Origin of the sequence: Ammoniphilus sp. YIM 78166 (assembly GCF_004522215.1) — a bacterium.
GTDB lineage: Bacteria > Bacillota > Bacilli > Aneurinibacillales > RAOX-1 > YIM-78166.
Genome location: NZ_SDLR01000008.1, coordinates 1 through 12,823, shown reverse-complemented (window position 1 = coordinate 12,823; position 12,823 = coordinate 1). Strand labels below are relative to the sequence as shown.

Sequence of the window (12,823 nt, the reverse complement as noted above, 5' to 3'; positions counted from 1 at the left end):
GACAGTTGAGGGGAAATCAAAACAAAAAAAAGACCCGATATATCGGATCTTGTAAACTTCCGTGCTTACTTAAGTAAAACCACATGTACCTTTCCTGGTCCATGCACCCCTAGAGCCAGGTCCATCTCGATATCTCCCGTTCGACTAGGCCCGGTAATAAAGTTAATGCACGCAGGCAATCCCTGTGGCATCTGCTGCTGAATTCTTTTCATCGCCTGGGTAAGCCGGGGAACAATGCTGTCTTCAGATAGAATGCAAAGGTAGACAGGAGGGAGCAAGCTCACGGGTCTTCCCTTTCCTCCTCCATTGAACAAAACCACCGATCCCGTTTCAGCCAAACCCATGTCCGCATAGGTGACTCCTAGATCCACTCTTGCAGCCGTTTCTCGCAAGATAGCCTCTGAGGTGGATGAATTCCAAACCAGATGCTCTATTCCCTTTGAGTTGAAGGTAGACGGAATCTGGAGGCCATGCAACCTTTCGTCATCCCACAGGACACTAGACTTCACGTTAAACTTTTGAATCACTCTTTCTAGTACCGCCCCAAATTCCTCCCGATTTACTCGGTCAACCTCTGTATTTAAGGTATTAAGATTCTGGATAAAGAGCTGGATCAATTCTTCTTTGGTCTTATCTTCATACATTCCACTATAAGGCTGGCTTTCCCAGTGAGGAGGTGTAACCCCGGATTTCCGTTCTCGTCCCAATTTCTTTGCTAATTTATTCAGAAAGGCCTCTTGTTGTACCATCTTAACTACTCCTTTCCTTCCTTCTTCCACCAATCGCGGAAAGATTGCTTGGCTGGTTGAGGAAGATCTCGAACGTCCGTCCATCCCTTCACCATTCCTGGTCCTTGAGTAATGAGGCCGTCCTTGGCAATAAACCCTGTTCCTTTATGCGCCATACTTATGGCGAAGTCATAAACGGATGGTCGACTGGTAGCAAAAGCAAAACCCTTGAATGCCAGCTTCTCACTAAGTGGCGGTCTTCCTGCTTCCACCTGATCCTTACGATGTTCTATTAATAGATCATGGAGAGGAATCTTAACCGGGCAAACCTCCGTACAGGCCCCACACAAGCTTGATGCATACGGAAGCTCCTCCCACTGATCATAGCCTTCTAATAAGGGAGTAAGGACTGCGCCTATTGGTCCGCTGTACACTCCACCATACGCGTGCCCGCCAATATGTCTGTATACCGGGCAAACATTCAAACAAGCGCTGCAGCGGATGCATTTCAGGACTTCCTGATAGGCTGTTCCTAGACTATCCGATCGACCGTTGTCTAGAATGACTAAGTGGAATTCCTCTGGCCCATCTAGATCCTCCAGCTGCCGGGCAGAGTTGATAGCCGTCACATAAACACTAATTTTTTGGCCCGTCGCACTGCGTGTTAGCATGGAAACCACGACGTCCAACTCTTCCCAGGTGGGAACTAGACGTTCCATTCCCATAATCGCAATGTGAACTTTGGGTAAGGTTGTTGTTAATCGGGCATTACCCTCGTTACTGACCAAAACCACGGATCCAGATTCGGCGACTGCAAAGTTACAGCCCGATATGCCAATATCCGCTTGCAAAAACTCCTCTCGCAAGGTTTCACGCGCGAATTGACAGAGCTCCGTTGTGTCTTCCGATAGCTTTCTTCCCGCTTCCTTAGAAAATAATTCGGCAATCTCTTTTCTCGTCTTATGAATAGCAGGTGCGATAATGTGAGAAGGGGTCTCGTCTGCCAACTGAATGATATATTCGCCTAGATCGGATTCAATCACCTTAATGCCCATCTCTTCCAGATGCTTGTTCAAATGAATTTCCTCAGATACCATGGATTTCGATTTGATGATGGACTTCGCGTTTTTCTCTTTTGCAATTCGAGTCACGACATCAATCGCATCTTCAGCGGTCTCAGCGAAATGAACATGTCCTCCATTTTTGCGAACGTTATTTGCCAGCTGCTCCAAATAACTGTCTAAGTTTTCGATCGTATGACTGCGAATAGCAGAGGCTCTTTCTCTCCATTCCTCTACATTCCCTAGCTGTTCAACAGCGGTATTGCGACCTCCGCGGAGGCGATCCTGGGCAAAAGGCACGGCTTTTTTCAAGACCGGATCATCAATGGCTTTTTCCACACGCTGATCAAAAGATAAAGGATGAGCACTCATTTCTTCACACCTCCCTTGGCCAACACTTCTGCAACATGCATAACGGAAATCGGTTTCCCGGTTCGGCTCAGTCTTCCGCCAATATTCATTAAACAACCAAGGTCTGAACCAATTAAAACGTCCGCACCTGTTGACTCAATATGTTTTACTTTCTCATCTACCATTTTCTCTGAGATATCACTCATCTTTGCAGCGAACGTACCACCAAACCCACAGCAGTCATTACAGTACGGCAGCTCCTTTACCTCGAGTCCCTGGACTTGGGCGAGAAGCAGGTGGGGTTCTTCTTTCACTCCCAATCCTCTGCTCATATGACAGGATTGATGATAAGTTGCTTTTGCCGGAAGATAGAGATCGTCTAGCTTAACATTTAGAACTTGAACCATAAACTCGGAAAACTCATAAGTCTTATCAGCGAGGTTCTCCGCTCGCTGCAGCCATGCTTCATCTTGCTTAAATAGCTCCGGGTAGTAGTGCCGAATCATAGAGGCACACGAACCGGAAGGGGTCACGACCCTCTCACTCTGTTCAAACGCTTGAATGAGCTGCTTGGCTGCTTCCTTGGCTTCTGCATGGTAGCCGCTATTGAAAGCAGGTTGGCCGCAGCAGGTTTGATCGACAGGAAAGTCCACTTCCACTCCATACTGCCTCAAAACTTCTACCACACTTTTTCCCACTTGTGGATAAAACACGTCTGCTAAACAGGTGATAAATAAGGAGACTTTCATCATCAACACGCTCCCAAAAGCTGAATTTGAACAACGGACTTGACGTTTAAGCAATCTGCGGCAGAAGGAACAAACAAGCGAGCAGGAAATCCTTTCGCTAATGCCTCTCCTTTTTGTTTAAACACGAGAAAAGCCGTTGTTAAATCTGCACTCTCCACCTGCTGTACGAATCCATCTGCTGCTTCCACTTTAGCTTGCACAAAGTCGGTAGAAATCTGTAGTTCATTGAATATCTTAGCCAGATATACGGCCTCTGCCTGTTTACCCGGAACAACGTCCTCTACAGGAATGGCAGAATTCTTCCAAGCTTCCATTTGTTCGAAGCTAAGAGTATAGTTCTGCTGCTCTAAATCGATGATGGTTATCTTCCACTCCATGTTTCCTCTCCTCTTTCTTTGTTTGTTAATGTTCGGTGTTGCCGATCAAGATCTGCAAGGCGTGAGGGAGAACCTCCTCGATCACCTCGAAGCATTCCTTAACACCTTTTGGACTTCCGGGAAAATTAATAATGAGGGTTTTCCCCCGAAGCCCTGCCATTGCTCTTGATAATACAGCAAATTTGGTATTAGCCAAGGTCGCCGCTCTCATCCTTTCCGGTAACCCCGGCACTTCTCGATGAATAACCGCCTTCGTGGCTTCAGGCGTGACGTCACGAGGGGAGAACCCTGTCCCACCGGTAGTGAGAATAAGGTCACAACGTTTCATATCAGCAAATAAGATGAGATGTTCCTCAATCGTAGATTGATCATCCGGAATCACCTGGTATTCCGTTACTTCGCCGTCAATCCTTCTCACTAGTTCTTTTAGCAGTTCCCCGCTCTTATCCTCTCGTTCCCCTACACTCCCCTTATCACTTGCAGTCAAAACGCCCACTTTCCACCGTGCCATGGATTATCCCTCCTCGGAATGGCGTGCATAGTCTCCACTTTTCCCGCCTGTCTTGGTCATCAGATAGGTAGGTCCTAGAATCATTCCTTTGTCCATGGCCTTGCACATATCATAGATGGTTAATGCTGTGGCACTTGCAGCTGTTAGAGCTTCCATCTCCACTCCTGTAACTCCTTTGGTTTTCACCGTGACCTCGATATGAATGGTATTATCCGATGTATCGTCGAATTGGATATTCACGCCGTTAAGAGGAATCGGGTGACACATGGGAATAATCTCGGCTGTTTTCTTTGCAGCCATAATGCCAGCCACTTGAGCTACAGCGAGCACATCGCCTTTTCCGATCTTCCCTTCCTTAACCCTGCGCATAGTGTCCGGATTCATTACCACACGGCTTACAGCTACCGCTTCTCTTACTGTTTCTTGCTTGTCCGATACATCTACCATCTTGGCTCGTTGTTGCTCATTAAAATGTGTTAATTTATCATCCATACTCATTCCCCCATGCCGATAAATCTAAATAATTGAATAATAGTCATTATACCATTGATTTGTTATAGAAAAAGAAAAAAGCACTGTAAAATATTACAGTGCTTTGAATCCATTCTTATTGTACAGCCATTTTCTTCTTTCTTGAATTCATGACCTGCAAGGCAAATATTAGAGCCAAAGAGCCTAGGCCATATGTGTCCGTCCATAGTCCCGGTACAATCAAGCAAAGTCCAGCAGAAATCGCCCAAATTCTTTCCCATACCTTCATATGATCCATCCAATATCCGATTAATCCTGCGCTGATTCCCAACATACCGACTGTGGCCGTCATGATAACAAATAGAGATTCGCCTATTGTTGTATCGATAAGAAGGAGCTCAGGGGATAGGACAAAAATGTACGGGATAATAAAGGCGGCAATCGCCAGCTTAGTTGAATTGAGTCCCGTTCGCATGGGACTTGATTTGGCTATCCCTGCAGCGGCAAAGGCAGCTAGACACACGGGCGGCGTAATGTCTGCCACGATCCCAAAGTAAAACGTAAACATGTGTGCAGACAAAGTTGGGGCACCCAAAGCGATAATGGCTGGAGCTGCTATGGTAGAAGTGATGATATAGTTTGCAGTTGTTGGCGTACCCATCCCGAGAATGATAGAGGCAATCATGGTGAAGAACAAGGTCAACAATACGATTCCACCAGAGAAGGATAACAATCCATTGGCAAACTTTAAGCCTACTCCTGTTAAGGTCACCACTCCTACGATCATACCAGCTGTGGCTGTAGCTGCAGCAACCCCAAGCGCTGCTCTTGCTCCATTTTCTAAGGCCTGAAGGATATCGCGAGGAGACATTCTCGTTTCCTTACGGAAAGCCCCTACAATAATTGTTGTTAAAATTCCATATAATGCTGCTCTAGTTGGCGAAACACCTGCCATTAAGAACCCGATGATAGCTAGGATGGGCAATAAGAGGTAGGATCGTCTCAAAACCTCTTTCTTATCCGGCATCTCTTCTTTGGCTAAGCCACGAAGCCCAATTCGCTTGGCCTCAAAGTGAACCATGATCCAAATCCCAGTGAAATATAGGATCGCTGGAATGGCCGCTGCTTTGGCGATGTCCCAGTATGGGGTATTCGTGAATTCAGCCATTAAAAACGCAGCGGCACCCATGATTGGAGGCATTAATTGTCCACCGGTGGAAGATGCTGCCTCTACCCCACCGGCAAACTCTTTACGATAGCCCAGCCGCTTCATCATCGGTATCGTAAAGGAGCCTGAGGTTACGACGTTAGCCACGGAGCTTCCGCTTATGGTCCCCTGTAGGGCGCTTGAAAAGATGGCAACCTTAGCCGGTCCCCCTACCCTTCTTCCCGCTACGGCCATGGCCAATTCATTAAAATAGGCACCAACTCCGGTCTTCTCTAAAAAAGCCCCAAACAACAGGAAGAGGAAGATGAAGGTTGCTGATACGCTTAGTGGAGTTCCCAAGATCCCTTCTAACGTAAAATACATGTGACCGATTAAACGTTCGATAGAAACTCCTCGGTGGGTTAAGAAGCCGGGTAAATGGTTCCCATAAAGAGCATACAAGAGAAAGATCGTTGCGATCACTACGATCGGAATCCCTACTACTCTGCGAGTAGCTTCTAACACCAAGAGGATGACGATCCCACCGAAGATATAGTCTTGTTGATTAAAGGCACCAATTCGGGTAATTAGCTGATCAAAGTTAAAATACCAATATAAGCTGGCATAGATCGCAAGAACAGCGAGAATCCCGTCAAGTATGGGAACCTTTTTTCGCGTCCCTTTTTTTGTTGCGGGATATAACAGATAGATAAGCCCCAACGCAAAAGCCAAGTGTATGGAGCGGTGAACTTGAGCCGGCGGAGGAGGAAAGATAGATATGTACAGCTGATAAAGGGAGAACGTGATAGCCAAGATGGTCACAACCCATCCCATCGCCCCTTTAAGATCCCTGTAAGAAGATTCTTTATCATATTTTGAAAGCATTTCTTTGACTTGCTCGTCAGACATAGCTGTGTCCGCAAGAGCCTTTTTGTCATTTTCCATATTCCCATTCACCTTTCCATATCGTTAAAAGGGATACATTTTTTACTTGTATACGGACCCAGCTCCCCGGAGGATTAATTTGTGAAAAAGGGACCTTACGGTTGTGTATTTTTAATTGGTGGTTGGCCACCATTTGACCAATCGCCAAATCAATAAACTTTAGGCGTCTTTGAATATTGCTTATAATATATTTTCCATTTTCCTGCTTATAAGTCTGACCCGGCTCTATAGTAGAAGGCATGCCTACGCCATAGGATTCGTAAATTACTTGATCCAAGACAATATCTAATTGTTCATCTATATAGTATTCTTCGATAACCGGCGTTTTATGGATGGAATGAACAAATTCTATACCAAAAGAATCTTCCAATTCCATAGGGACTGCGAATCTTTGCTGGCCGCTTTTTCCGTCTGTAATCGTCAGAGCGAGCTGAGTGGGCCAAGCGAGAAATAAGATGAGCAAAGGGAATAGAATGGTGAATGCAACCTTTATTTTCATATGGATAATAGCAGAAGGGAGGTCAAAATACACCTCCCTACCTCACTGATCTTATTTTACGCCTTTTTCTTCAAAATACTTCGCAGCACCTGGGTGAACTTCTAAGCTAACACCTTCTAGAGCTTTAGCCAAGTCAATCTCTCCAGCCTTAGCGTGGACCGTTTTCATTTGGTCTAAGTTCTCGAATAGGGCCTTCGTCATGTTGTACACAAGTGTATCATCCAATTCAGCTCGAACAACCAACTGTGCTTTAACCGCTACTGTTTTAACCTCTTCATCAAATCCTGGATAAGTACCAGCAGGAATGGTTTGTTCAGCGTAGTATGGATACTTCTCAATGATCTGAGCAAGATGTGTATCGTCAATGTTGATTACACGAACACCTTTTGTTGCTGCTAATTCATTAACCGCTGCAGTAGGAGTACCTGCTGTTACAAACGCTGCATCTAGTGTTCCATCTTGAATAAAGCTAGAAGACTCTCCAAAAGCTAAACGATCAGCTTTACCTAAATCATCAAAGGTTAGGCCGTAGGCTTCAAGCACTTGTTGAGCATTAGCTTCTGTACCACTACCAGGAGCTCCTACAGAAACGCGCTTGCCTTTAAGGTCTTCAACAGACTTAATGGCACTATCTTTTGCTACGATAATTTGTACGGTCTCGTTATAAAGAGAGGCAATAGCCGCTAGATTCTCGATCTTGCCACCTTCTGTAAACATGACTGTACCTTTAGAAGCATAATCAGCAATATCGCCTTGAGTAAAGGCAAGATCTACTTGTCCGTCCTTAATTAAACGCATGTTCTCTACGGAAGCACCTGTACTTTGTGCAGAAGAGTTAACGCCAGCTTTGTCGGTAAAGATTTGAGCCATACCTCCACCAAGTGGATAATAAGTACCAGATGTCCCACCTGTAGCAATGATAATGGAATCTGGCGTTTCGCCTTTTGGTGCTTCAGGTTGAGCCGGTTGCTCAGCAGGCTGTTCTGCAGGCTGTTGCGGTTGGGCTTGGTTACCTCCGCCACAAGCTACTGCAAATAATGCGAAGACAAGAGTTAATACTAACATGGAAAACATACTCTTTTTCTTCATAACTTTACCCCCTTTGAAAAATTTTTATATTTCGTTAGAGATTTTACTATAATTTGGCTCTTTTATCAAATGTCGAGGTGGTAAAAAATTGCGCTGGTTTGCTTGTTTTCTTGCTTTAACATTGTCTATTCTGGTGTATTCTCCCTCATACGCACAGGAAGAAGGCGTTTACATTGTTATTGATAAATCATTGAATAAATTAACCGTGATCCTAAACGAAGTCCCTGTTTACGATTTTCCAGTCGCGACTGGAAAGTCCGAGGCAGCCACCCCTATCGGCGAGTTTGAGATTATCCGGAAAGTAAAAAATCCCTGGTATATTCCTAAGAATATACCAGGGGGAGACCCAAGCAATCCGATTGGCACTCGCTGGCTGGGGATTGATGTCCCCGGTACCAATGGGTATAAGTATGGTATTCATGGAACGAATGACCCGAGTTCCATCGGTCGATATGCTAGCCAGGGTTGTATCCGGATGAGAAACAGGGATGTTGAATGGCTTTTCCGCCACATCCCGCTAAGAACCAAAGTGCGCATCATACCTTAGCCAAACATGTTTCTGTAATCTTCTTCTGTGATCAAAACTTCCCTGGCCTTACTTCCGGACTGTCCAGAAATAAACCCTTCTGCTTCCATCATATCAATTAATCGCGCAGCTCGGTTATATCCAATACGGAATCTTCGCTGTAGCGAGGACGCTGAAGCTTGCCCTTGTTCCACGACAAACAAAAGCGCGTCTTCAAATAACTCGTCCTCATTGTCTGAACTGGAATGTACAGCTCGGGACAGCTCTTCTTTATCAAAGACGTACTGGACCTTCTGCTGCTTTTTAACATGATCGACAATGGATTCAATCTCATCATCCGATACAAAGTTCCCTTGCAAGCGAACGGGCTTAGCCATACCGCTTGGGTAATAGAGCATGTCCCCCTTCCCAAGCAATCTCTCGGCGCCGCCCATATCCAATATCGTACGGGAATCTGCGCCTGATGACACAGCAAAAGCGATTCTAGAAGGGATGTTGGCTTTAATCAAACCGGTTATTACATCAACGGAAGGTCGTTGCGTAGCTACAAGCAAATGGATCCCACACGCTCTAGCTTTCTGGGCAATGCGACAGATGGCCTCCTCTACATCTCCAGGTGCCACCATCATAAGGTCCGCAAGCTCATCAATAATAATGACAATGTAAGGAAGCTTCTCTAGCCCCTCTTGCTGAGCCAATTGATTGTATCGCTCAATATCTCTTGCGCCTTTATCAGCAAACTTTTCATATCGTCCATCCATCTCCTCCACGGCCCATCGAAGAGCAGCTGTCGCTTGCTTAGGATCTGTTACCACAGGAGTGAGCAGATGTGGAATATGATTATAAGGAGCTAACTCAACCACTTTAGGATCAATCAGGATCAGCCTTACCTCCGAAGGCTTAGCCTTATACATAAGACTAACTAGAATTGAATTGATGCACACACTTTTACCAGACCCTGTTGACCCTGCAATCAATCCGTGCGGCATTTTCTTCAAGTCGCCAACGATCGGCATTCCACCAATATCCTTTCCTAACGCTACCGCTAACGGAGACGGGTTCGATCTAAACTCCTCGGATTCGAGTATCGAACGAATAAAAACAGGAGCAGCCTTCTCATTAGGAACTTCAATCCCTATAGCAGAACGTCCCGGTATCGGTGCTTCCATTCGAATATCTTTAGCTGCCAAAGCCAGCTTAATATCATCAATCAAATTCGTGAACTTATTCACCTTCACCCCTGGTGCGGGCTGTAATTCATAGCGCGTCACCGTCGGCCCCTTCACCACCCCAATCACATCGGCACTAACATGAAAATTCTCCAGAGCAACAGTGAGTTTTTCAATTTGCTCATCCGTGAACCCATCATCATCTCCCTGCTGAGGAGGTTCTTTCCGTAAAAGGTGAAAATGAGGCAACTGATAGGTTTCCGTGATACTAGCTGCAGGTGGAACCGGTCTTGCCCCTGTCGATGAATAGAAAGTAGCCGGGGCAGTCGGTTGATGAGATTCTACTGGTATTTCTTGATTTTGTTTAAAATACGTTAAAGCCTGAGGGATCGCCTGAATACTCGCAGGCGGTTCAATCACAGTTGGTTCAACGATCGTTTTTTCCATAGGGATCATAACAGGTTGAGGTTGTGCCTGAGGGATTGAAACCACTGGGTTGAACGGTTGAGTAGGCGTATGAGCTTCTTTCTCCACCTCGAAAGTAACAGCTTGCACTTCTACTTCGGTAATAGCCAGTACCGGCTCTGCTTGTGGTGGTTCTACTTTCAGAACTTTTACTTCTGGGACTTCATCCTTTTTAGAGTTCGTAACGGGTATAGGCTGAGCTACAGGCAAAGACTGTGTTACAGGCTCATTGCTCGTCCTTAAAGATGGAGTATCTGGAGCTTGAGGAGGTTCCACTTGCATCTCTCTTTTACCCGTATGGATAAAGCCATCCATCGTCCTTGAGGTACTCTGCTCAGTTTTCATAGTCCCATAGATAGGAGACACGATCACCGTTGGCTTGAAGGATACCTTCTCTTTCGATGGAGCTGGGGCTTGTGCAGGAGCGGGCCTAGGCTCGGTAGCTTTCTTCGGCTGGTGCTGTACTGGCCTACGCTCGGCCATTCTCCTAGGTGGTTCTGCTGGCACTGGCTGTGCTGGTCTAGCAGTTGAAGGAATTGGTGCCACTCTTGGCTCTTGAAATCTCACTTCATCCGGAATCATCGGAAAACGAAAAGGAGAGGCACCTGGAGCCCCCTTCGGATAGATAGTCCTTGTTCTGACCTGAACCTCGGGCCTGAAACGTTCAGCTATCGGTTCTTTCTCATGGTGTGCTGTTTCTAAATCAGGTTCTTCATTATTAGATCCGAATGCATCGGAGATTTTCTTCCACCACTTCTTCAAATCAAGCCACATCCTTTTTTGCAAACCTTATCCATTTCATTCATTTCATTATCTTATCACGACTCTATCCCCTGTTGAAGTCTAAATGCATGATAAAGGAAGAAATAAGTAAATGGATCTAGAGTAAGGGAGTATCAATGTTTGTTGAGAAAGAGGCGGAGCTAGTGCTAGTTGGATTGATTATCGGATTGGGAGCAAAATGCACGATTGAGGCACTATTTAAGGAGATATCTGAAATCGCTCGAGTAGGTGAGGATCGCTTACTTACTTGTGGACAAACGGAAGAAACCGGTGAGCATACAGGTATAAATCGATCCGCTAGGGTCAGGGCACGAAACGCGGGCTTACGGTACCTCTAACGAGCGATCTGCCAAGTTCAGGGCACAAAACGCGGGCTTACGGTAACTCAGGCGCTCCAAATTCTGGAATCATTCTGAGTTTATATGAAAATCCCCGGCATTAAAGTTGGTGCTTGATCACAGGGTGATCCGGGATGCCCGATCGCTTCCCGAGAAAAAGTAAAGCAAGTGACTCCATCTTAATTGTATCCATTACGAGTTCGGGAGCAATTCCCCGAGTATCGTGACCAAACCCGCGAGATTAGCTGGAATGGTTACAGGTACGTGAACAAACGATACCAACTCGTGAGCAAACGCCACTTTTCCGTGAGTAAATCAAAAATTTTGTGAGCATCCGGACCCGGACGCCAGTAATGGGGTCCAGGATCGGACAAATATCATAAAAAAAAGCGGAATTACTAAAAAAAGCAGGTTAAAAATTAGATACTCTAACCCGAAGTTTAGATTGCTCTTAGAACAAGTAGACCAAAATTACTCCCAATCTCAAAAAAGCTGAGCGAGGTCTTGGAATCATTACCGGTTTTGAAGCAAAATCCTTAGTTTCTTGATCAAAGTGGACTGGTTATTTGGAGCTGTTCCAGGTATGTAAGCAAATCAGAAATTTGGTGAGCACCCGAACCCGGTACGGGCATGGGATGATAGAAAATACTTAAAAAAGCAGCTTGTGATTGAAGGCTCTAAACTAAAGTTAGATTGCTCTTAGAAAAAGTAGACCAAAATCACTCCCAATCTGTGAGCGAGGTCCTGGAATCATTACCGGTTTGGGAGCAAAATGCTCGGTTTCGTGAGAATCGACCATCTTTCCGTGAGCAAAACAAATTTTCGTGAGCATCGTACAAACTTAGAGATACATACAAAAAAACCGCCTAAGCGGTTTATCTCTTCATGTATGAATGGCAGGGGCAGTAGGAATCGAACCCACGCTGGAGGTTTTGGAGACCTCAGTTCTACCGTTAAACTATGCCCCTATTTGGTAGCGGCGGAGGGAATCGAACCCCCGACCTTTCGGGTATGAACCGAACGCTCTAGCCAGCTGAGCTACACCGCCATTTAACTATGAAACTATCATATCGAGAGCCTGGTGCTCCCGACAGGAATCGAACCTGCGACCTCATCCTTACCATGGATGCGCTCTACCGACTGAGCTACAGGAGCTTAAGGATGGCGGAGAGTGAGGGATTCGAACCCTCGCAGCAGTTGCCCACTCTAACGGTTTAGCAAACCGTCCCCTTCGGCCTCTTGGGTAACTCTCCATATATGGCAGAGAGGAAGGGATTCGAACCCTCGATACGCTCATCACGTATACACGATTTCCAATCGTGCTCCTTCGACCACTCGGACACCTCTCTACTTCTGGCTCCTCAGGACGGACTCGAACCGCCAGCCTACCGGTTAACAGCCGGTTGCTCCACCATTGAGCTACTGAGGAATAATATGAAATTTGGTGGAGCATAGCGGGATCGAACCGCTGACCTCTACACTGCCAGTGTAGCGCTCTCCCAGCTGAGCTAATGCCCCTTAAGACTAACTAGTTAACAATATAGCATGTAGAGACAAGCTCTTCAATACTAAATTTTTGGAAGAATGCTCTTCCAAAACTGAACAGAAACCATG

General features: G+C 45.9%; 12 protein-coding genes and 7 tRNA genes. 2 read left to right on the top strand and 17 right to left on the bottom strand.

The features are described 5' to 3' along the window. Positions 1-65: 65 nt before the first annotated feature. The 9 genes from EIZ58_RS27230 to EIZ58_RS27190 all read right to left on the bottom strand — a co-directional run bounded on the left by EIZ58_RS27230 (position 66) and on the right by EIZ58_RS27190 (position 7,928). Entirely contained in the window at positions 66-749 is a 684-nt protein-coding gene (locus EIZ58_RS27230) for a LutC/YkgG family protein (protein WP_134704133.1), read from the bottom strand. A 5-nt stretch (positions 750-754) separates the two neighbouring features. After that, positions 755-2,161 (bottom strand): LutB/LldF family L-lactate oxidation iron-sulfur protein, encoded by a 1,407-nt coding sequence (locus tag EIZ58_RS27225; protein ID WP_134704132.1) that lies wholly within the window; start codon positions 2,159-2,161, stop codon positions 755-757. Further along, the gene (locus EIZ58_RS27220) at positions 2,158-2,889 is read right to left on the bottom strand and encodes a (Fe-S)-binding protein (protein WP_134704299.1); all 732 of its coding nucleotides are present in this window, start codon (positions 2,887-2,889) and stop codon (positions 2,158-2,160) included. Before EIZ58_RS27220 ends, EIZ58_RS27225 begins: the two co-directional genes overlap by 4 nt. Positions 2,890-2,891: 2 nt before the next feature. Then, complete coding sequence (locus EIZ58_RS27215; protein WP_134704131.1) at positions 2,892-3,266, bottom strand: molybdopterin-dependent oxidoreductase; 375 nt, start codon at positions 3,264-3,266, stop codon at positions 2,892-2,894. 25 nt (positions 3,267-3,291) lie between these two features. Beyond that, positions 3,292-3,777 carry a MogA/MoaB family molybdenum cofactor biosynthesis protein gene (locus EIZ58_RS27210; protein WP_134704130.1) on the bottom strand — a complete coding sequence of 162 codons (486 nt, stop codon included), beginning with the start codon at positions 3,775-3,777 and terminating at the stop codon, positions 3,292-3,294. A 3-nt stretch (positions 3,778-3,780) separates the two neighbouring features. After that, on the bottom strand, positions 3,781-4,275 hold the full coding sequence (gene moaC / locus EIZ58_RS27205; protein ID WP_205672368.1) for a cyclic pyranopterin monophosphate synthase MoaC: 495 nt from the start codon (positions 4,273-4,275) through the stop codon (positions 3,781-3,783). Positions 4,276-4,384: 109 nt separating this feature from the next. After that, complete coding sequence (locus tag EIZ58_RS27200; protein WP_134704128.1) at positions 4,385-6,340, bottom strand: TRAP transporter permease; 1,956 nt, start codon at positions 6,338-6,340, stop codon at positions 4,385-4,387. Further along, on the bottom strand, positions 6,330-6,839 hold the full coding sequence (locus tag EIZ58_RS27195) for a DUF1850 domain-containing protein (protein ID WP_167577998.1): 510 nt from the start codon (positions 6,837-6,839) through the stop codon (positions 6,330-6,332). The genes EIZ58_RS27200 and EIZ58_RS27195 overlap by 11 nt, the downstream gene beginning before the upstream one ends. Positions 6,840-6,890: 51 nt before the next feature. Then, positions 6,891-7,928: a TAXI family TRAP transporter solute-binding subunit gene (locus tag EIZ58_RS27190; RefSeq protein WP_134704126.1), complete on the bottom strand. Its 1,038-nt coding sequence runs from the start codon at positions 7,926-7,928 to the stop codon at positions 6,891-6,893. 88 nt (positions 7,929-8,016) lie between these two features. Here EIZ58_RS27190 and EIZ58_RS27185 point away from each other — a divergent pair, with 88 nt between their 5' ends. Next, complete coding sequence (locus EIZ58_RS27185; RefSeq protein ID WP_240689434.1) at positions 8,017-8,475, top strand: L,D-transpeptidase; 459 nt, start codon at positions 8,017-8,019, stop codon at positions 8,473-8,475. Here the strand turns inward: EIZ58_RS27185 and EIZ58_RS34605 are convergent. Next, positions 8,472-10,850, bottom strand: coding sequence for a DNA translocase FtsK (locus tag EIZ58_RS34605; RefSeq protein WP_370297820.1), 2,379 nt, complete (start codon positions 10,848-10,850; stop codon positions 8,472-8,474). The two genes, EIZ58_RS27185 and EIZ58_RS34605, sit on opposite strands and share 4 nt — an antisense overlap. Before the next feature lie 137 nt (positions 10,851-10,987). Between EIZ58_RS34605 and EIZ58_RS27175 the strand changes: the two genes are divergently transcribed. Further along, positions 10,988-11,209, top strand: coding sequence for a hypothetical protein (locus tag EIZ58_RS27175; RefSeq protein WP_134704123.1), 222 nt, complete (start codon positions 10,988-10,990; stop codon positions 11,207-11,209). A gap of 894 nt (positions 11,210-12,103) precedes the next feature. Here the strand turns inward: EIZ58_RS27175 and EIZ58_RS27170 are convergent. From EIZ58_RS27170 to EIZ58_RS27140, 7 genes are all read right to left on the bottom strand, one after another. Then, positions 12,104-12,177: transfer RNA gene (locus tag EIZ58_RS27170), tRNA-Trp, on the bottom strand. A gap of 3 nt (positions 12,178-12,180) precedes the next feature. Further along, positions 12,181-12,257: transfer RNA gene (locus EIZ58_RS27165), tRNA-Met, on the bottom strand. A gap of 31 nt (positions 12,258-12,288) precedes the next feature. Next, positions 12,289-12,364 (bottom strand) — tRNA-Thr (locus EIZ58_RS27160). A gap of 7 nt (positions 12,365-12,371) precedes the next feature. Next, positions 12,372-12,462, bottom strand: a tRNA-Ser gene (locus EIZ58_RS27155). A 5-nt stretch (positions 12,463-12,467) separates the two neighbouring features. Beyond that, positions 12,468-12,558, bottom strand: a tRNA-Ser gene (locus EIZ58_RS27150). Positions 12,559-12,563: 5 nt separating this feature from the next. Beyond that, positions 12,564-12,638: transfer RNA gene (locus tag EIZ58_RS27145), tRNA-Asn, on the bottom strand. Positions 12,639-12,651: 13 nt separating this feature from the next. Further along, positions 12,652-12,727: transfer RNA gene (locus EIZ58_RS27140), tRNA-Ala, on the bottom strand. Positions 12,728-12,823: the final 96 nt, after the last annotated feature.

Excerpts from the sequence above, each read along its gene's own strand:
- EIZ58_RS27175 (WP_134704123.1), top strand. The coding sequence starts at position 10,988 with ATGTTTGTTGAGAAAGAGGCGGAGCTAGTGCTAGTTGGATTGATTATC.
- EIZ58_RS27190 (WP_134704126.1), bottom strand. The coding sequence starts at position 7,928 with ATGAAGAAAAAGAGTATGTTTTCCATGTTAGTATTAACTCTTGTCTTC.
- EIZ58_RS27210 (WP_134704130.1), bottom strand. The coding sequence starts at position 3,777 with ATGGCACGGTGGAAAGTGGGCGTTTTGACTGCAAGTGATAAGGGGAGT.
- EIZ58_RS27230 (WP_134704133.1), bottom strand. The coding sequence starts at position 749 with ATGGTACAACAAGAGGCCTTTCTGAATAAATTAGCAAAGAAATTGGGA.
- moaC (WP_205672368.1), bottom strand. The coding sequence starts at position 4,275 with ATGAGTATGGATGATAAATTAACACATTTTAATGAGCAACAACGAGCC.
- EIZ58_RS27195 (WP_167577998.1), bottom strand. The coding sequence starts at position 6,839 with ATGAAAATAAAGGTTGCATTCACCATTCTATTCCCTTTGCTCATCTTA.
- EIZ58_RS27220 (WP_134704299.1), bottom strand. The coding sequence starts at position 2,889 with ATGAAAGTCTCCTTATTTATCACCTGTTTAGCAGACGTGTTTTATCCA.
- EIZ58_RS27215 (WP_134704131.1), bottom strand. The coding sequence starts at position 3,266 with ATGGAGTGGAAGATAACCATCATCGATTTAGAGCAGCAGAACTATACT.
- EIZ58_RS27200 (WP_134704128.1), bottom strand. The coding sequence starts at position 6,340 with ATGGAAAATGACAAAAAGGCTCTTGCGGACACAGCTATGTCTGACGAG.
- EIZ58_RS27225 (WP_134704132.1), bottom strand. The coding sequence starts at position 2,161 with ATGAGTGCTCATCCTTTATCTTTTGATCAGCGTGTGGAAAAAGCCATT.